This window comes from Cyanobacterium sp. HL-69, from assembly GCA_002813895.1.
GTDB lineage: Bacteria > Cyanobacteriota > Cyanobacteriia > Cyanobacteriales > Cyanobacteriaceae > Cyanobacterium.
This window is the reverse complement of the sequence record CP024912.1, coordinates 1164267-1183536: the sequence shown is the minus strand read 5'-3', so window position 1 is coordinate 1183536 and position 19270 is coordinate 1164267. Positions and strand designations below refer to the sequence as shown.

The following is a 19270-nucleotide window of genomic DNA, read 5'->3' as shown; positions in this document are numbered from 1 at the left end:
GGACAAAATAAAGACAAAGAATTATAAAATTCCTTGTCCGTTGCTCTATTTATATTTTATATTTTGATTCGTTGTTGAAAATCTTCAATGGTTAACTTTAAGCCATGCTTTAAGGGAATAGTAGGTTCCCAATTAAGATAGTGTTTAGCCTTACTAATGTTGGGCTGACGTTGCATCGGATCATCTTCTGGTAGGGGTTTATAAACCAATTCGCTATCAGGTTTGACCATTTCTTGTACAGTTTTAGCTAATTCAAGGATAGTATATTCTCCAGGATTACCTAAATTGACAGGGCCGATATAATCACCATTCATCAAAGCCATTAATCCAGCCACAAGATCGGATACATAGCAGAAACTACGGGTTTGACTGCCATCGCCATAAACTGTCAGCGGAATTCCCCTAATGGCTTGAGCAATAAAATTACTAACTACCCGACCATCTTTTTCTAACATTCTTGGCCCATAGGTGTTGAAGATACGAGCCACCCTAATATCAACTTTATGCTCTCGGTAATAATCAAAAGCTAGGGTTTCAGCAACTCTTTTTCCTTCGTCATAACAGGAACGAGGTCCGATGCAATTTACATTACCCCGATATTCTTCGGTTTGAGGATGAACAGTAGGGTCTCCATATACTTCGGAGGTGGAAGCGAGTAAAAATCTGGCTTTTACTCTTTTTGCTAAACCTAACATATTCAATGTTCCCATCACATTGGTTTTGATGGTTTTGACGGGGTTAAATTGATAATGAACTGGGGAGGCTGGACAGGCAAGATGATAAATTTGATCTACTTCTAAACGGATGGGTTCAGTGATGTCATGGCGAATCAATTCAAAGTTATGATGGTCTAGCCAATGATCTACATTGGTTTTTTCCCCTGTATAGAAGTTGTCGAGGCATAATATTTCATGACCTTGATTCATGAGGGAGTCGATGAGGTGAGAGCCAATGAATCCGGCACCCCCTGTAACTAAAATTTTCATTTAATTATTTATAATCATTTCAATTTGTTATATAATTTTAGCTGTTATCTTGATTTTTGCCAATTTTTATTTTTTATTTATATTTTTTTGAATTGGGTTTTTTTTCGTTTATTTTTTATTAACTAAATAGTTATCATATTATATGAATTGGGATATTTTAAGTTTGACTTTTATTACGGTTTTTGTTGCCGAGATAGGTGATAAAAGTCAGTTAGCGGCGATCGCCCTTAGCGGTAGTTCTAAATCACCTCAAGCAGTATTCCTTGGCTCTGTGGTCGCCCTTATTCTTGCTAGTTTCTTGGGGGTAATTGTCGGGGTTGGTATGGGAGAATTTTTACCAGTTAAATTATTAAAAAGTATAGCGGCAATCGGTTTTATTTTCCTTGCTCTAAGTAATCTTTGGCAAGACTAAAGCATCAATAGTTAAAGGATCTTCAGTTATAATGACCATATATTTTAACTATTAAATATTTTTATAATCATGTCCAAGCTAGAATTAAAACGCAGTGAGTTAATTGACCGTTTAATTATCAATTATTCCACTACCGAAAATGTAGGCAAATTAGACAATATCGTCTTAGAATTAGAAAGCCACCAAGTAAAAGGAATCATCTCAAAAGCTGGACTACTAGGTAGAGATAAACATGGTTTTTCATGGCAACAAATAGAAAGTATCGGCAAAGATAGTATCATCGTCCACTACGATCAAGAAATAGAAATTCAACTAGATGAATGGGACACTTTTTTGATAGGGGCTCAATTATGGTCAAACTCAGGAGATAAAGCAGGTAAAATCGTTGACTATATCATATCCCAAGAAACAGGAAAAGTAATTAACTATTTATTTAGCTCTAGTGGTTGGAAAGGTATTAAAGAAGGTATTTATTCCCTTGCCCCAGAAGATATACTTACCATTACCGATAAGCGTGTTATTGCCGATAATCAAGCCATAGAAAATGCCCCTCAATATAGCAGAGGACTAGGACAAAGCATTGGTATCGTTAAAGATTTCATCAAGGATGATTACGAGCAAACTTTAGAGGATTTAAAACTCAAAGGAAAAGAAGACAATACTGACACCACAGAAGAATCTGCTCCCATCACCATGGAAAAAGAAACAGATTAACAATATCATTGAGAAGTATTTTACTTATCCCTCTTTTGTCACTTTCCGAAATAACTAATCGGAAAAAATGAATTTATCCACTGAGAAAATGAATCATACAATTATTGCTGTGGTTCAGTAAATGATTAAACCCTATCCATAATAAATCGCTCTCCATTATTCTTAACCAAGGTAACATTGTGCAAAAGATGAGCATTGGTTTAACCATAATTCGATAGTTAATCAATGTATTTTTCCAACTACTAAAATCACGCCAATCTTCTGTGATGAAGATTTTCTTATCTTGAGTCTCTACTATTTTTTTTTGATTAATTAAGTCTGTAATAGGTTTAGTTTTTAAGCTAGTCATCCAGTAAACACTATTAATAATTTCCCACCATTTTTCTATATCTTCTCCCTTGGTTAAACGATAATCTGTCCAGCCTAATTCTTGTTTACACTGCCGAAATCCATACTCTACCCATGTACGTTGACCATATAAATTTCCCATGGTTTTTTTCTGTTGAGTTCTCGTTTTTTGGATGTTAGTCATTACAAAACTAGTGCTGTTTTCTGGCATAGTTTCTGTGTTAGTAGTAATTTGCCAATAAGTTATTTCTCTTCTGAGACCATAAATAATTTCTCTAATGTATCTATCTTCTTTTTTACCATCACTAAAGGGAAAGTAATATTTCTATAAAGACCATAAACATTTACTGATACTATACCTTGATCTATTTTCCCTAAGCTTCCCAAATATTGTCGAGAAGTATAATCTGTGTTATTTCCTTATCTTGGTGCGCGTTCCCTTGCGTCTTTCGCCGACGCGGGATCGCACCGCTTTTTACGATCTCCTGTTTCATCAATGATTACTGTAATCGGTGTATCAATCAGTATACTTAAAATATATTTTAAACGTACTTTTTCCAAGTCTGATGAATTCCAATTAGATTTTGTCAAAAAATGATGTAAACCTTGAGAGGAAACATTAACAATTTTACTTATTTCTGGCAAAGATTTTCTTTTGAGTGTTGAAATTAATCCTAAGTGTAAATATTTAAAATATTCATAATTACGCACATCGGAAAATAAAGAACGATAAAACGAACAATAGTTATCAATCAGAGGAACTGTTTCTGTGGGATTTCGAGGTAAGTGTTGCCTGATTTGTTCAGCTATATCCATTGCCATAATTGCGTTTCATTTTTACTATCTTTTTATTTTGCCACTTTTTCTCTCGGAAAGTGACAAAAGAGGGATAATTCATACAATTATTACTATACTCGAGCAAATTATTAAAACCTATCCAAATGACATCATTTTTCATCATTCTTAACCATGGCAATACTGCTCCAAATATTAATATTGGTTGAACCATGATTCTGTAATTTACTAATGTATTTTTCCAACTATTAAAATTACGCCAGTCTTGATTATTTATTCTTTTTTCTTCCTTGTTCCCCTCTCTGTTTTTCTGATTTATTAATTGTTTAACTGGCTTAGTTTTTACGCTAATCATCCAATAAACACTATTAATTATTTCCCACCATTTTAAAATGTCTTTTCCTTTCGTTAAACGATAATCTGTCCAACCTAGTTCTTGTTTACACTGGCGAAATCCATACTCCACCCATGTACGCTCACCATATAAATTTCCTATAGTTTTTTTTTGTTCATTTCTACTTCCTTTAATATTTGTCATCACAAAACTTGTACTATTTTTTGGCATCGTTTCTGGGTCTGTCGTCAGTTCCCAATAAGTTATTTCTTTTCTTTGACCATGATATTGTCGAGATATATAATCCGTAGTATTTCCTTATCTTGGTGCGCGTTCCCTTGCGTCTTTCGCCGACGCGGGGTCGCACCGCTTTTTACGGTCTCCTGTTTCATCAATAATAATTGTAATAGGAATATTAATAAAAACATTTAAGATTGAGTGCAAACGAGTTTTTTCTAATTCCCATAAATTCCAATCAGCACAAGTGAGAAAATGATGTAAACTTTGAGAAGAAACATTAACGATGCGAGAAATTTCAGGAAGAGATTTTCTTTTAATATCAGAAATTAATCCTAAGTGTAAATATTTAAAATATTCGTAGTTACGCACATCAAAAAACAAGGTAGAGTAGGCAGAACAATAATCATCAATGACCGGCACCGTGTCCATGGGATTTCTAGGTAAATGTTTTCTAATTTGCTGAGCTACATCCATTGCTGTGAGTACCTTTAATTTTTATTATTATTCTACATTTTTATTCCTCTTTTCGGAAAGTGACAAAAAAGGGATAACTGGGGAGTTTAGGAAAAGCTAGTCTCCAATATTGTTGAACATGATTGAGATACAAATGTTTAAAATTACGATAACTATTTTGATGAAAAGCAATCAAAATGGTCATTATTTCGCTCAAGCAAAGACTTTTTGATCTCAAACGTCTGGCAACACCATTGGATAAGAGTTTTTCTTGCCATAAGAGCTCAAATTTTCGAGTCCAATCATCGACATGACAGAATAATTTATCTAAATTAGACATAGGACAATGTAGTGGCTTAAATTTGTGGTTATTTTTAGCTTACTATTTGTCCTTCTTCTTATCCCGAACTCAGGTCAATTACTAATTTAGACTATTCATTTTTCGGTAAGATAGAAAAATTAGAAAAGATAAAGATAAAAAAAGCAACGTACATCATAATGGATATTAAAGAAGGCTTCGTCGGCACTATTGGTAATACTCCCCTAATTCGTTTAAATAGCTTCAGTGAAGAAACAGGATGCGAAATATTAGGAAAAGCCGAATTTCTTAATCCAGGTGGTTCGGTAAAAGATAGAGCTGCCTTGTATATCATCAAAGAAGCGGAGGAAAAAGGCTTATTAAAACCGGGAGGCACCGTGGTAGAAGGTACGGCGGGGAATACGGGCATCGGACTTGCCCATATTTGTAATGCAAAAGGTTACAAATGTATTATAGTTATTCCTGAAACCCAATCCCAAGAAAAGATGGATACCCTTAGAACCCTTGGGGCAGAGGTGAGAGCAGTTCCTGCGGTGCCTTACAGAGATCCGAACAATTACGTTAAACTATCGGGGCGCATTGCAGAGGAAATGGATAACGCCATCTGGGCTAATCAATTTGATAACCTTGCTAATCGCCGAGCGCACTATGAAACCACAGGAAAAGAAATTTGGGAACAAACTGACCATAAAATTGATGCTTGGGTAGCCGCTACGGGTACAGGGGGAACTTTTGCTGGGGTATCTTTATTTTTGAAGGATCAAAATCCCTATGTAAAATGTATTCTAGCAGACCCCATGGGAAGTGGTTTATATAGTTACGTGAAAACAGGAGAAATGAAAGCTGAGGGCAACTCCATCACCGAGGGTATTGGTAACAGTCGCATTACAGCCAATATGGAGGGAGTACCCATGGATGATGCGGTGAGAATAGATGATCAAGAGGCCATTAGGGTTATCTATCAGTTACTGTACAAGGAAGGTTTATTTATGGGTGGCTCTGTGGGTATTAATGTAGCGGCAGCGGTGGCTGTAGCCAAAAAACTAGGTCCCGGTCATCGGATTGTAACGGTGTTGTGTGACGGGGGCGGACGCTATCAGTCTCGGCTTTATAACCCTGAATGGTTAGCATCTAAAGGTTTAAAGGTTGATTCTTCGCGCCCATAGCCATCACTCTAAGGTTGAGATAAAATAGACAAGAAATTGAAGTTAGTATTGAAAAGAAATTATGCCTCCACGTTGGCCCCGGGAACCAGATCGAGAAAATGACCTCAAATATAGAAAATTAGACGATCGCATGAATTTTGCTGTTCATGTTGCTTTGTTTACTGCTGTCAATTCGGGAGCGTGGTTTTTCCATAACCTGCAACACGCCCAATGGTCTTGGATTACTTGGTTAACAGGTATTTGGGCTGTTATTCTCTTTGCACATTTTATCTATATAAGTGCGATCGCCAATTACACCAAAGCCAAAAATTAAATTATCTCCAACATCCACCGGGGTTGAACATTGTCCAACCCTTTAAAATTTATAACCGAGAAGGGAGATAAGGAGCCGTATTGCCTTCTACGGCTTGACGATAGGTTTCTACCTCATCAGTGTAATCAATGGGTAATACCGCACATACATTTTGGTGAGGACGGGGAATAATTACCCAAGATTCGAGGGTAGCACCTTCGGCTTTTTTCACCGCTTCGATTCCTGCTGCCATGGCGGTTTTAACTTCGGAAACATCCCCACGAATATTCACGGTAAAACGAGCGCTACCCACCCTGATATAACCCACAAGGGTAACTCTACCAGCTTTTACCATGGCATCAGCTGCCGCTAAAATACCGGGAAATCCTTTGGTTTCAATAGAACCAATGGCTGATTGTGAAGGCATAATCTATATATACTCCTATAATTTTATTTAGATATAAAAACTTATTTTAATGGTTTAATAATGGTCAAAAGGCTTACATCCGATAAGGATTAGAAACCTCATTATGGGCAATGGGTAACACATCCACCACATTAGGGGGAGGATTAGGGACAATGTAATGGGTCATCACTTCACCGCCAAAAACTTCCTCCGCCTTCATTAATCCCTCCTCCATGGCTCGATTAACCTCTGATACAGCACCCCTAATGGCGATCGCAAATTGACCACTTTCCGCCTTATCAAAATAAACAAGGGTAACTCGGGCGCTTTTAACCATCGCATCAGCCGCTGCCAAGATAGAGGGAAAACCCAAAGTTTGAATAACTCCTACTGCTTCAGGCATGGATAACTATACTTTTTTTAATTAAACCTCACAATTATCCCACAAATTTCCCTTAATAGATAGATTTCTATGGTTAATTAGAATTTAGAAATCATAATCCAAGAATAAGTATTAATTATCAGAAACTAAGAAGCAAAACATAGACTTACTTAAGGAGGATACACCACAAAAAAGTACCTAACCTCAAACCTCTCACCCCAATCTAATATTTTTCCACCTTAAACCCATTAGATTGATTAGAGTCTCGATGCCAAATTTCCCTTTGAGGAATACCCAAAGAAATTCCACTCCTATCAAAAGCCTCCTTAACTCTTAATCGTAACTCCCTACCCACAGCCCATTGTTCCGCAGGTAAAGTTTTAATTAAAAGTCGGATCATAATACCATCATGGGAGACCTTTTCAATACCCAAAATATCAGCAGGTTCAAGGATTTTTTCATGCCATTCTATCTCCTCGTAGAGTTGTTCAGCTACCTCTTGAATTAAATTGGTAGCGGTTTTTATGTCCTGATCCCAAGCAATTTCAATGGTAAAATTAACCCTAGACCAATTTTTAGTCATATTAACCACCGTGGAGATATGACCATTCGGGATTACGATTAACTGTCCATCCAAATTACGCAAAGAAGTAGCATAAAGATTCATACTCTCTACACAACCCGCAAAACCATTAATTTCTACCACATCTCCCACAGCAAAACGGTCAGTATATAAAATTAAAATACCATTAAGCATATCTTCCAAAAGATTACGAGAAAGGAAAGCAAACACCACCGCTGCTGCTCCTGCCCCCGCTATTACCGTCGGATTTAACCCCGTAAAAGCAAAAGTTAGTGAAATACCGATAACTGTGAAAATAAAAGTTGTTGCCCCTTGCAAAGCAGGAGAATAAGTATTAACCCTAAGGGTAGGACGATTAGAATTAGGGAATAATTCTTGTTTTTCCCTAGCCCATCTATTGAGTATTGAATCAATCCAAAAGTCTCCGATTTTGTCAACCAACACAATACAAATCCAGATTATTGGAACCAAAATTGCTTGAGAGAAAAACAGATTGAATAAATAACGGGTCTCTCTATAAGTGATAACGATAGTTCCTATACTTATTAAGATTGCCGTAATTTGCCCTAAGAGGAAAATCCGAAGAAGTAATTGAATTAAATTTAACTGTTGTTTAATTACATTTTGGGTTTGCTGGTAAACCGTTGGTAAAATTTGAGTAGGTATTTGTAAACCATCGGAGATAACTTGAATACCATTACTAATACTTTGATTAAAGACTCGTCCTAATAACCTTCTAAAGGTTTGTATTTTTTTTGATATGGGTTGAGTTTTACTTGATATTCTTCCTGACAAAGGCTGAGTATAGTTCCGAGTTTTTGTTTCTGTATCAGTTTGAGTTTGTTCGTCATCTTTTTTATGAGCTTCAGGATCAACTGTTAAAGTATCTTTTATATCCTGTAACTCTTGTCTTAGTATCTTGGCTATTTTTTTGATAAATCTTTTGAACTTATTAACTAAAATTATAAAAATAAGAGCAATTATTCCAACTATTACCGATATTTGCAATCTTATTAGGGGTTGTTGATGATTCATTTCCGCTCCCCAGAGTGCATCACTAATAGAGTTAGCCACTTTTAATCTCCATTCTTCCCCCAACTCTTCGATGGTAGAAGCGTTCGCACTAGCATCTATACCCGTTACAGTGACAAGGGCTTGGGATGATAAACCTAAATCAGGTTGTCTGGGTACAAATACAACGGTTTGATTATTTTCTGTTCCTACTTCTACTATGGGAGTAAATGGATGTCGAGGTTTTTCTCTATTATTTAAAAACCAAAAACTGAGGGATTGTCTTTCGTCTGAAAATTCAAAGGAGTTAGATTGAATAATATTTCGAAAAATTCCTTCAAAAATATTTTGTACAAATTTGGCTCTTTGTTCAACATCGATCGCAATTTCGGCGGATGTTTTTTCGGATTCCCTAGGCAAAGCAAGGGTTAATTGTTCTTCCATGATTTCGGAATTACCAAAGAGATAAACATCACTACACCAATATTTTCCGCAAGGACGAGCTTTATTTAAATCCCATTCGGGAGTTTCGGGAAAATCTACCACGCTACTGGTGGGCAAATTAAAAAAAGGAAACTGAGCTAAGGCTTGGGGAGTAAAGTTAACAATAAAAATCAGACTGAGAACAAAGATACTCAGATATTTGGTAATTAGTTTACGCATGGGTTAATTGTGTCTTTTTGTAAAGGACAGTTATTATATTAGTACAAGGTTTGTTGAATTGGGGAAAGCATAGCAATTAACAATAAACCATAGATAATAGAAGTTTTTTTAAGGGGTTGTGCATGAATTATGATGTGATTGTGGTGGGTGCGGGGTTAACTGGTTCGGCTTTAGCCTATGAGTTGGCGAAAAAAGGTCAGAAGGTTTTGTTGGTAGAAAAAAATCTCAATTTTTTTAATGGTACTGTTTATAGTTATGGGGGAATTGCTTATTGGTGTGGTACGGACGATCGCACCATATCCCTATGTCAGGAGGGGATAAAAATTCAGCGAGGGTTGAGTGATGAGCTTGACTATGATACCCAATATCGAGATTTAGATCTACTTTTTACCATTCCCCACGACAAAAACCCTGAGCAGGTAAGGACTAATTATCAGAATTTTTGGATTCAGCCTGAATTGTTAAGTGTTGAGGATAGTTGTGGTTTAGAGCCTTTGCTGAATCGGGAGGCGATTTCGGGTTGTTTACGCTTCCCCCATGGTCATGTTAACCCTCATAAATTAATTATGGGTTATCAAATTGCTTTTAAGAGGTTGGGGGGTGAAATTCGAGAGGAGTTGGTGATTGATTTGGAGAAAAAAGGAAGTCAAACTGTAGGTATAAAAACAAGTAAAAATAGTTATTTTGCACCAGAGGTTATATTGTGTGCAGGGGCTTTTTGTAGAGGTTTATTAAGGGATGTGGGGGTTAGTTTACCTATCTATTTTACCCATGCTCAACTGATAAAAACTAAACCCACGGATATTAAACTACGTTGTTTGATAATGCCTAGTACCACGGCAAGATTTTTGATGGAGGAGGATGTGACGGCGTTGGCAAAAGATACCCTTTGGGAAAATCCTAATGATGAGCTACAGGGGGAAGTACTGGAGCCAGGGGCTATTCAATTTTTGGATGGGAGTGTGTGTTTAGGTCAAATTAGTCAAATTCGTACAAATACTTCTGCTCCTGTGGATGCTAGGGTTAGCGAGGAGAAGATTCGAGGGGCGATCGCCCATTACCTTCCTGCTTTGGGAACCTTAGAAGGACAATGGCATAATTGCCAAGTGGCTTTTAGTAAAGATGTACCTTTTCAGGTGGGTAGGGTTGAGCAAATAGATGGCTTATCCGTATTTTCTGGATTTACTAGCCCCTTTGTGTTTGTGCCTACCCTAGCTCGAAAATTTGCCCATTTCTTGGCTACAGATGAGGGTAATTTTCCCCTCAAAACATCCTAAACTTCAGGCTCTACCATGGCTCTGTATTCTTCGGCACTCAGAGCGTCTTCTAATTCTTCGCTAGAATTATCAAGGCGCACTTTTACGAGCCAACCCTCTCCATAGGGATCATCGGCGATCGCCTCTGGCTGTTCGATTAACATTTCATTACGGTCAATTACTGTGCCTGATACGGGAGCATAAATTTCCGACACTGCCTTAACCGATTCTACCGTACCAATATTGTCCCCAGAGGCGATCGCATCTCCTAATTCTGGCAACTCCAAAAAGACCACATCCCCCAATTCCTCAAGGGCAAAAGCACTCAAGCCGATAGTGGCAATGTCTTCGTCATCTTCTATGCGTACATACTCATGGGAATCAAGATATTTTAAATCTTCGGGATATTCTAAGGTCATCGCCTATTTCTCTATATCAAAGGTTCTCTAATATTATTATTTATCAGCGAAGAATTAACAAGGATATTCATAAATAATTGAGAATTGAGAATTAATAATGGATAATGAAATTTATCGAAAATCTTTAGTTTAAAATCCCATTATTTGTAAATTTTAATCTGCCCTTAATTCTCCCCTTTAAATAATCCCATACCCATAAAACTTAGGTAAATATTTGTGAAAACGTTAACCAAAATCAAACTCCTGTGTGAGCCTACATCCCCAGAGTGGTTAGAACAAGCCCTCCATAACCTAGACACTATCCTTTTAGATCATTCTCATTGTGAGCGTAAAGCCGCAGGAGTGGCAGTAAATTTACTTTTTCGTTATCCTTCCCATACCGAGCTTATCCATCAGCTTACAGCCATTGCCAAGGAAGAATTAGAACACTTTGAACAGGTAAATCAGTGGCTACAAAAAAGAGGAGTTGCCCTTGCACCCCTACAACCATCGCCCTACGGTGCTACCCTCAAAGGTGCCATTCGCAGACATGAACCTGATCGCCTTTTAGACTCCTTACTAGTCTCTGCCTTGATTGAAGCGCGATCGCACGAGCGCCTCGGATTACTCGCCGAAAACTGCCCCGATGTCGAACTAGCCAAATTTTATCGAGGTTTGATGGCATCAGAAGCCAGACACTATGGTATTTACTGGGTACTTGCTCATAAATATTGTGACAAACACCAAATCGAACCTAGATTACAAGAATTAGCTCACCTAGAAAGCGACATTCTCAGGAATCTACACCCCGAACCAAGAATACACAGCTAATCAATAATCTAATCGAACTGAGTTAGAATTATTTTAAACGATAACCTTAAGAAAACAAACCCATGCAATTTATCCGTCAACAAGTAGTACCCATCGTTACCATCCTCATTGCTATTTTTGCCCTAGTTGCTACTAGCGCCCGTGGCTTCATGAAAACAGACTTGGCACAACCTGCCCCCATCGAAAATATTTACAGCGATAATACCACCACCCCAAACCAACCGTAAAAAAGTCAGAGTGGGCGATGCCCACCATAAAAAATTTCCCCTTTCCTGAAAAGCTTAGGGAACAACTAATAAAACACCAACCAATAAAAGTAACAGAACTATTGCCTATTCCCGACCTTAACGAATAGACTTTTTCATCAAGTCCCAAGCGACTTTATATGATTAACCAAAGCCTGTAAACCCAACAAATAACTATCTACCCCAAAACCACTAATTTGCCCCACAGAGATGGGTGCAATATAAGAATGGTGGCGAAATTCCTCACGACGATATATATTACTAAGGTGAACCTCCACAGTAGGAAGATTCACCCCCGCCAAAGCATCTCTAACAGCTACGCTAGTGTGAGTGTAAGCACCAGCATTAATCACAATCCCTTGATAATTTCCTAAAGCCTGATGAATTTTATCTACAAGGTTGCCTTCATGATTAGACTGAAAACAAACTACTTCCACCCCCATGATTTTTCCTTTCTCCACAAGAAGTTTATCTACGTCACTGAGGGTTAAACTCCCATAGATTTCAGGCTCTCGTTGTCCCAAAAGATTAAGATTAGGACCATGTAATACTAAAAGTTTTAAATCAGACACACCTTTATATCACTATGATTAACGATAACCACCATTGCGACGATCTCTCACAGGAATAGGAATCAATTCAGGTTCAGGCTCAGCCTGTGGCCCTGCTAATGCCTCAACTAACTTTTGAGTCCACTCTTTGATTTTTTCGATGATTTTCTCTATTTGATCCATTAATAAAGAAGACTCCCATAATGCTTTTTGTCATTAAAACCATCATAACGTTTACTTTTTGTAAATGCAACTGAAGAAAGCCTCTGGGTAATTTTTGCTACCAAATTAACTACATGGAAAATATTAAATGGTTACGGTAAGGATTGAACAATGTCCTAACCAGGGTGCAAAACCGTAAAGGTTTATTGCTGATAAATACTTTCTTTAGGGCGTGTCATCAATTAAGCCATATAACGACTGCGGCTAGATAAATAGCACCAAGAAAATTTATTTTTCGTTTATCATACCTAGTGGCTATGGCTCTATATTGTTTTAATCGGGCAAAAAAGTTCTCAATCAAATGTCTTGCTTGATATAAATACTTATCATATTCTCGTTGTTCTTTTCTATTTCTTTTTGGTGGAATAACCGCTATTTTATCCTGCTTCTTTAGCTTTTCCAGAACTCTTTCATCCGCATCATAACCTTTGTCCCCTAACAAAATATCTGCCTTTATTTCTTTTAGTAAAACATCTGCACCGTCCAAATCACATTTTTGTCCTCCGGTGAGGAAAAAACCTGTAGGATTACCTAATGCGTCAACCGTAGTATGAATTTTTGTACTTAAACCTCCTTTACTTCGACCTATTGCTTCCTCGTTTTTATCCCCCCTTTTGCACCAGCACTATGCTGGTGTGCTCTTACTATGGTTGAATCAATCATGGCATATTCATCGTCACTATCTCCTGCCAAAATTTGAAAAACCTTTTCCCAGACACCTTTTTTATTCCAACGACTAAAACGAGTATGAACCACTCGAAAATCACCAAATCGACTAGGTAAATCTCGCCAAGGAATACCAGCTCGATACCTGTACAATACCGCTTCGACAAAAAGTCGATTATCTTTGGCGGTGACTCCCACTGTACCAAATCGACCCGGTAATAAATCTTTAATTTTTTCCCATTGATCGTCTCTCAAACCATACCTGCGCATCTCTACCATATCCTCACTTTTGTCACAATTACTATCATCCTTATTTTATCTGTTATTCTCTTCTATTTGATGACACGCCCTAGACTATTATCTATTAATTTTTTGTAATAATTTATACCGTTTAACTTTAATAAAGTTAGAATGGAATGACATAAGTAATAAAGTATTGAAAAGAAAAGAAGTAGAACTATGATGAATATAACTCGCAAAAATAAAATGAGAGCAGAAGCTGGAAAAGCTTATAGAGATAGCTTAAGAAAAAATTTAGAACACCGTTTAGAAGTTGCTAGAAGTCAAGGAAATCAAAAATTAATTCAACAATTAGAACAAGAAGCGGCTTATTTACATCTTATATAATCTGAAATCACTATTTTTCTTTACCTATAAATGTTTGAACCTATCTGAGACTAGATAGGTTTTTGTTTTTTAGGTGATTTTTTTTCTAATCATATTTGGTGTCTAAAAGTTTTCTAATCATTAGGTTATATTATTCGGGAAAACTAATTATTAAATTCTTAGATGTTATTTGGGCAAAATGATAATATTAGTTATGCAATAAAAGAGTAATTATTGATAATGGGTTTATATAACCTTTGACAGTAAAAGGTTTGGTAGTAATAATAACAACACAAAAATATTAATACAACTTTTTTTTATAGTTATGAGAATAGCAGCATTTTAGAAGTTATTTGATTTATTTGGGATATATAGATATATTGAGAAAGTATATGTATAAATAACAAACAATAAGAACATGAAACTAATGATGGATTCTCCACCAGGCTTAAATGCTCTTAGTTTATTTGCTCAATTATCTGAAGTAGAAGAGGCTCTGCCCATACCAGATGATTTAGTAAGTGCGCTTTTAAGTTTAGGAAAAGCGATATTAATTTTAATTATTGGTTTGATTTTTGCCAATATTTTTAAGGGATTTGTTAGAAAATCCTTGCACAAAACTGATCTGGATAATCGCTTGGCGGCTTTTATCATGGGTGAAAATGCCGAGGATGCCAAAAAAATTGAGACGGAAAAATGGATCTCAGAAATAGTTGGTTGGCTTATCATTCTCTTTGTGGTAGTTGCCTTTCTCAATGCCCTTGAGTTAGATTTGGTATCTGAGCCTTTAAATGCTCTCTTGAATGAGGTAATGAGCTTTTTGCCTAGTTTAGGGGGTGCTGGAATTATTCTTTTGGTGGCATGGTTATTCGCAACGGTGGTTAAATTCATCGTTATTAAGACGCTCTCACAATTTCATTTTGATGAAAGATTAAATCAGCAAGTGCAAGATGATGATGAGGAAATGGTTGCAGACTCAGCGGGTGGCGAAATTGCCATCGGTGATACCATCGGGAATGCTCTTTTTTGGTTTATCATTCTATTATTTCTTCCTTCTATTTTAGGAATTTTGGGGCTAGATGGAACTTTACGTCCTTTAGAGGAGTTAGTTAATGATATTTTAGGGGTTGTACCTAATGTTTTCGCCGCAGCTATTATTGCTTTTATCGGTTGGATTATTGCCCAAGTTGTTAAGAAGGTTGTTACCAATTTATTAAGGGCTAGTGGGGCTGATGCCATTGGTGCAAAATTTGGTATGTCAGCTACTAATAAAAAGCAATCTTTGTCTTATGTGATTGGCTCTGTGGTGTATGTATTAATCTTAATTCCTATTGCGATTACTGCCCTAGATGCTTTAGAGATTCAGGCTATTTCTGTACCTGCGATCGCAATGTTGGATCAAGTTTTGGACATACTACCGAAACTATTTGCAGCTATCATTGTCTTGGGGTTTGGTTATTTTGGAGCCCAATATTTAGCGGAATTATTAGTAAATCTTCTAACCAATGTGGGCTTTAATAATGTCTTTGTCTGGTTAGGTATCACAGAAACCTCCCCTATGTCAACGCCAGAAAGTTCTGAAGTAGAAAATAATTCTAGTATCAAAACTCCTGCCCAAATTGTGGGTATTATCCTTGTGATTGCCATTATGTTGGTGGCAACCATTACAGCGGTGGATATTTTGCAAATTGAAGCCCTAAAAGAAGTAGTTGCTTTTATTTCCTTGTTGGCAGGGCAAGTATTAATCGGCGTAATTATCTTTGCTGTGGGTTTATATTTTGCTAATTTGGTGTATCGATTAGTAGTGAATTCTGGTACCCAACAAGCACAGTTTTTAGCTCAAGTTGCCCGTGTTTCAATCATTGTATTAGTGGCTGCCATGGCTTTAGAAAGAATTGGTATTGCACCTAATATTGTCAATTTAGCTTTTGGTTTGCTCACTGGGGGTATTGCCGTGGCGATCGCCCTTGCCTTTGGTTTAGGGGGCAGAGAAGCCGCAGGAAACGCCTTACAGCGGTGGTTAGATTCCTTTACCAACGGAGGAAGCGACTCTTAATTATTTAGGTGGGGATGTACCATGATACATCCCTATGAGTATCAATTACCTTCAACTGTCGGGCGAGGTTGATACCACTTAAAATGTTGGTAAGCCTCCCTCGATATTTCCTGAATCATAGTACGGGCCGTATAATCATTGTGAGGACGTTGTACCAAAACCGCCCCTACATAACGTTTTCCAGTAGGTATATCAATAATCCCCCCATCCCCTAATACTTTCCCAATATCCCCAGTTTTATGATAAATCATGGCATCAGGTTCAATGCCTTGGGGTAACAAAGTCCTAGTAATAGTTCTCTGCATGATACCTAAAAGACGATCCCTTGATCTAGTTTCTACTAAATCACCATTACTAACCTTTACCAAAGTCATAGCCAAATCCCTTGCACTAATAGTGTTCATGCCTTCTAAATCAGGAAGATAATTATTAATTACTGTGGATTCTAAACCCCATTCTTTAAAACGCTGATTAAGTGCCTCTACACCCCCTAACCTTTCAATTAACATATTAGTGGCAGTGTTATCACTACGAATAATCATTTCCTCTGCCACTTTCAAAGCCGTGTATTGAGTGCCGATGGGTTGATATTGCATCGTACCAGCTTCCGTGGCTTTGGTTTCTTCCGTCATGGTTAATTTTTCATCAAGCAAAATTTTTCCTTCATCCACATCCTGAAAAAAAGCAACCAAAATCGGCGTTTTAATGGTGCTAGCGGCAGGGAAAGCCTCCATACCATTCATATTGACAAAAGCCCCATTATCCAAATCTACAAAAAATAAACTAGGTTGAAGATTGGCATATTTCTCAAATAACACAGTCATTTTTTTCCTCAAGGGCATTAATTCTTGGGTAAATGTAAAAGAATTACTAGCTATATTTTCGGTGGTTGTAGAGGAGATAGTTTCGAGGTTATCAGTTTCTACTTCTGCACTTTCTGAAGTAGTTATAGATGATTCATCTTGCTCCCCTGATGTATTGAGAAAGGGTAAATTTAAGTCAGGAAATAAAGGCTGTGTTAAATCGATATTTGCTAATATACTACCAAAAATAGTTCCTAAGCCAATGCCTACTATACTTAGGCGAAAAATAGAGTTAATAATCGTATTTAGGCGATTTTTTTCTGGTGGGTTCGATTTTTGGGGAGAATATGTCATATTTCTTTGGCTAAGAGATGGGGGTTGAAAAGTCACTTGCAATACTTATTTACTTTAATAGGCGATCGCACTTTAACGACTTTTGAGACTTATTTTTATGTGTTATTTTAGCGATGATTTAAAAAAAAAGCACTATGTTTTTTATGAACAAAAGATAATCAAAATTAAGAGATAACTGATATTGTTGCTTGTTATTTTAAAGTTTCCAACAATTATCTATATAATTTCTAATTCTCCTACGGCATCACTATCAAGAAACCAGATTAATTCTCCTTGGGGTTGAATCATTTTACTCGGATATTCCCTAGGATTACAATCTTGGCTAAATACTTGTTGTAGGGCTTTCTGTTTATTACTTCCTGACACCAGAAATAAAACACAGTGGGCTGCGTTGATGAGGGGGGCAGTAAAAGTTAATCTGAGGCTATCTTCTTTGTTGCCTACGGTAATGAGATTCTCAGTATTTTCAAGGGCTTTGGTGTGGGGAAAAAGGGAGGCGGTATGCCCATCATCTCCCATGCCTAGGAGAATAATATCAAAGGGGGGAAATCCTTGGGGGCATGAGAAAAAGTCTCTAATTTCTTGATCGTGTTTTAGGGCATCGTCTTGGGGATTGTTACCCATGGTAGGCATAGGATGGATATTGTCAGAGGGGATTTCTACTTTATTTAACCATGCTTCTCTTGCCATTTTTTGGTTACTGTCGGGATGGGTAGGGGCTACATAACGCTCATCTCCCCAGAATACATGGATTTTATCCCATGATAACTGTTTAAGAGCGATCGCCTCATAGACGGGTTTTGGAGTGCTACCCCCTGCAAGGGCAATGGTGCAAATTCCTTTTTCAGTGATAGTATCTTCTATTCTGTTGATGATAAATTCTTGGGCGCTAGCAATTAAGGTGCTTTTGCTCGGGAAAACTTTTACTTCACTCATAATAATATTTTTAACTTCAAGTCCTAGGTTAGTTCATTTTTAGAATTTATTTCATCAAAAAACATAAGGCTTTTTGTAAGTAACGAGGTTCAATAAAATAATCATTCTTGGAACTTTTGCCCCTAGGTTTTGTAGGTGGTATAGTTTCACCGATAATGTAATGATGTTCAAGGTTAGCCACATGGGCAAGACTGAAAAAATATTCCCTTAAATGCCCTGTAGAAATAAACTCTAATACTTTTGTGTGGGGTTGGCAAAAAACAAGATTACCCAAAGCTGCCCCATGGGGAGTTACGATAATTGATGCTTCATGGAATGTTTGCGGTTGGTTAGTATCATTTTCAGGCAAATAGTATTCAAAGCCAAATTTCTCTAAAATTCCATAAATTTGGTCATCATTAATAATTTTACGAGTTCCTGTTTTGCGGGGAATATACAATAAACGATGAGGTTTACAAGGAGATAAATTAATCCTTGTTTGCATAAAATTGACCATCCAATGGGGGTGATGGCGATCTAAACTAGGATGAGTAGTAGCTATTAACATTTTTGCCTGAATACCTTTTCCTTTTTGAGCCCAAACACATTTAGACTCATCAATACCCATTTGCTCAAAAATATCCCAAGCATTGGGGGACATAGGTTGATTCATGAGAATATAATCTACATCATTTAAACTAAATCCTGCTTTCTCGAATAGATGTAATCGAGGTATGGCATCTAGCAAAAAATGGTAATAATTATTTGAAGCGTTACTCATTAATGATAAACAAGTTCCGTCTAAAAACTCAACGGGATATTTTTCTTTGGGTAAATTAGCATGAACTAATCTTTGACGATGGTAGGAGGTATCAACCATAAAATAATCATCTTGGGTGAGAACATATCCTTGATTGTGTAATACTTGTCCGTGGGGTATTTTAAATACTCCTGTGGGGGGAATTGTGGACTTTAGATTTCGAGAAAAATTAAATTTATCTTTTCCCCAATTATGGGTTCTTGCTCTTTTGTGGGGATATTTTTGCTCTGAATAAACTTCTATCCAAGTACCGCCTTTTTGCTGATAAGTTTGATAGTCAATCCATTTTTTCGCAAGTCCTGATGGGCCACCATATTTGAGGGAGGGATTTAACGTATATTTGATTTCGCGGGAAATTTTTCTTTTAAGGTGTCTTGCCCTATCTATATACTTCTTCACTACCCTAATTCCAAAGTTAAATATTTTTTTTCCACAATAATCGT

At 37.0% G+C, this 19270-nt stretch carries 20 protein-coding genes and 3 pseudogenes; 9 read left to right on the top strand and 14 right to left on the bottom strand.

Translation table 11 applies throughout. The annotated features are described in order from the left end of the window. Positions 1-56: 56 nt before the first annotated feature. Positions 57-986, bottom strand: coding sequence for a UDP-glucuronic acid decarboxylase family protein (locus AA637_RS05420; RefSeq protein WP_446684207.1), 930 nt, complete (start codon positions 984-986; stop codon positions 57-59). Positions 987-1128: 142 nt separating this feature from the next. On the opposite strand from AA637_RS05420, the gene AA637_RS05415 reads away from it, so the two are divergent. Together AA637_RS05415 and AA637_RS05410 are read left to right on the top strand one after the other, a co-directional pair. Continuing rightward, the gene (locus tag AA637_RS05415) at positions 1129-1398 is read left to right on the top strand and encodes a TMEM165/GDT1 family protein (protein WP_069790512.1); all 270 of its coding nucleotides are present in this window, start codon (positions 1129-1131) and stop codon (positions 1396-1398) included. Positions 1399-1467: 69 nt separating this feature from the next. After that, complete coding sequence (locus tag AA637_RS05410; RefSeq protein ID WP_446684206.1) at positions 1468-2112, top strand: PRC-barrel domain-containing protein; 645 nt, start codon at positions 1468-1470, stop codon at positions 2110-2112. 73 nt (positions 2113-2185) lie between these two features. On the opposite strand, the pseudogene AA637_RS05405 reads toward AA637_RS05410, so the two are convergent. From AA637_RS05405 to AA637_RS05395, 3 pseudogenes are all read right to left on the bottom strand, one after another. Beyond that, positions 2186-3276: pseudogene (locus tag AA637_RS05405) on the bottom strand (transposase). An 88-nt stretch (positions 3277-3364) separates the two neighbouring features. Continuing rightward, a pseudogene (locus AA637_RS05400) lies at positions 3365-4303 on the bottom strand (transposase); the annotation flags it as partial. A gap of 61 nt (positions 4304-4364) precedes the next feature. Then, positions 4365-4622, bottom strand: a pseudogene (locus AA637_RS05395) (IS982 family transposase); the annotation flags it as partial. Between the two features lie 158 nt (positions 4623-4780). On the opposite strand from AA637_RS05395, the gene AA637_RS05390 reads away from it, so the two are divergent. Together AA637_RS05390 and AA637_RS05385 are read left to right on the top strand one after the other, a co-directional pair. Further along, positions 4781-5767: a cysteine synthase A gene (locus tag AA637_RS05390; RefSeq protein ID WP_069791756.1), complete on the top strand. Its 987-nt coding sequence runs from the start codon at positions 4781-4783 to the stop codon at positions 5765-5767. Between the two features lie 61 nt (positions 5768-5828). Beyond that, positions 5829-6080, top strand: coding sequence for a hypothetical protein (locus AA637_RS05385; RefSeq protein ID WP_446684205.1), 252 nt, complete (start codon positions 5829-5831; stop codon positions 6078-6080). Between the two features lie 49 nt (positions 6081-6129). Here AA637_RS05385 and AA637_RS05380 read toward each other — a convergent pair whose 3' ends face one another. The 3 genes from AA637_RS05380 to AA637_RS05370 all read right to left on the bottom strand — a co-directional run bounded on the left by AA637_RS05380 (position 6130) and on the right by AA637_RS05370 (position 9104). Continuing rightward, the gene (locus AA637_RS05380; RefSeq protein ID WP_446684204.1) at positions 6130-6486 is read right to left on the bottom strand and encodes a carbon dioxide-concentrating mechanism protein CcmK; all 357 of its coding nucleotides are present in this window, start codon (positions 6484-6486) and stop codon (positions 6130-6132) included. Between the two features lie 73 nt (positions 6487-6559). Beyond that, positions 6560-6868 carry a carbon dioxide-concentrating mechanism protein CcmK gene (locus AA637_RS05375; protein ID WP_069791759.1) on the bottom strand — a complete coding sequence of 103 codons (309 nt, stop codon included), beginning with the start codon at positions 6866-6868 and terminating at the stop codon, positions 6560-6562. 202 nt (positions 6869-7070) lie between these two features. Further along, positions 7071-9104 carry a mechanosensitive ion channel family protein gene (locus tag AA637_RS05370; RefSeq protein WP_446684203.1) on the bottom strand — a complete coding sequence of 678 codons (2034 nt, stop codon included), beginning with the start codon at positions 9102-9104 and terminating at the stop codon, positions 7071-7073. 122 nt (positions 9105-9226) lie between these two features. Between AA637_RS05370 and AA637_RS05365 the strand changes: the two genes are divergently transcribed. Continuing rightward, positions 9227-10381, top strand: coding sequence for an NAD(P)/FAD-dependent oxidoreductase (locus AA637_RS05365; RefSeq protein ID WP_446684202.1), 1155 nt, complete (start codon positions 9227-9229; stop codon positions 10379-10381). Here the strand turns inward: AA637_RS05365 and gcvH are convergent. Continuing rightward, on the bottom strand, positions 10378-10779 hold the full coding sequence (gcvH, locus tag AA637_RS05360) for a glycine cleavage system protein GcvH (protein WP_446684201.1): 402 nt from the start codon (positions 10777-10779) through the stop codon (positions 10378-10380). The genes AA637_RS05365 and gcvH overlap by 4 nt on opposite strands. Positions 10780-10995: 216 nt before the next feature. Here gcvH and miaE point away from each other — a divergent pair, with 216 nt between their 5' ends. Then, positions 10996-11589, top strand: coding sequence for a tRNA isopentenyl-2-thiomethyl-A-37 hydroxylase MiaE (miaE, locus tag AA637_RS05355; protein WP_446684200.1), 594 nt, complete (start codon positions 10996-10998; stop codon positions 11587-11589). Positions 11590-11651: 62 nt separating this feature from the next. Next, positions 11652-11816 (top strand): hypothetical protein, encoded by a 165-nt coding sequence (locus AA637_RS05350; RefSeq protein ID WP_446684199.1) that lies wholly within the window; start codon positions 11652-11654, stop codon positions 11814-11816. A gap of 137 nt (positions 11817-11953) precedes the next feature. Here AA637_RS05350 and aroQ read toward each other — a convergent pair whose 3' ends face one another. The 3 genes from aroQ to AA637_RS05335 form a co-directional block, all read right to left on the bottom strand. After that, a complete protein-coding gene (aroQ, locus tag AA637_RS05345; RefSeq protein ID WP_446684198.1) occupies positions 11954-12406 on the bottom strand; it encodes a type II 3-dehydroquinate dehydratase in 453 nt (150 codons plus the stop codon). Between the two features lie 18 nt (positions 12407-12424). Then, positions 12425-12568, bottom strand: a complete 144-nt coding sequence (locus tag AA637_RS05340; protein WP_201150102.1) for a hypothetical protein — start codon at positions 12566-12568, stop codon at positions 12425-12427. A gap of 217 nt (positions 12569-12785) precedes the next feature. Beyond that, positions 12786-13543 (bottom strand): IS5 family transposase gene (locus AA637_RS05335; protein WP_446684519.1). Its coding sequence is split into 2 segments (ribosomal slippage): positions 12786-13204 and positions 13204-13543, totalling 759 coding nucleotides; the frame shifts between segments, so codons are not numbered across the junction. Between the two features lie 192 nt (positions 13544-13735). Between AA637_RS05335 and pirA the strand changes: the two genes are divergently transcribed. Further along, a complete protein-coding gene (pirA, locus tag AA637_RS05330) occupies positions 13736-13900 on the top strand; it encodes an arginine synthesis PII-interacting regulator PirA (protein WP_446684536.1) in 165 nt (54 codons plus the stop codon). 406 nt (positions 13901-14306) lie between these two features. Beyond that, a complete protein-coding gene (locus tag AA637_RS05325; protein ID WP_446684197.1) occupies positions 14307-15935 on the top strand; it encodes a mechanosensitive ion channel in 1629 nt (542 codons plus the stop codon). A 41-nt stretch (positions 15936-15976) separates the two neighbouring features. Here AA637_RS05325 and AA637_RS05320 read toward each other — a convergent pair whose 3' ends face one another. The 3 genes from AA637_RS05320 to AA637_RS05310 all read right to left on the bottom strand — a co-directional run bounded on the left by AA637_RS05320 (position 15977) and on the right by AA637_RS05310 (position 19226). Beyond that, entirely contained in the window at positions 15977-17092 is a 1116-nt protein-coding gene (locus tag AA637_RS05320) for a serine hydrolase (protein ID WP_446684196.1), read from the bottom strand. A gap of 216 nt (positions 17093-17308) precedes the next feature. Next, positions 17309-18028 (bottom strand): 6-phosphogluconolactonase, encoded by a 720-nt coding sequence (gene pgl / locus AA637_RS05315; RefSeq protein WP_446684195.1) that lies wholly within the window; start codon positions 18026-18028, stop codon positions 17309-17311. A 46-nt stretch (positions 18029-18074) separates the two neighbouring features. Continuing rightward, positions 18075-19226: a glycosyltransferase family 61 protein gene (locus AA637_RS05310; RefSeq protein ID WP_446684194.1), complete on the bottom strand. Its 1152-nt coding sequence runs from the start codon at positions 19224-19226 to the stop codon at positions 18075-18077. Between the last annotated feature and the right edge of the window lie 44 nt (positions 19227-19270).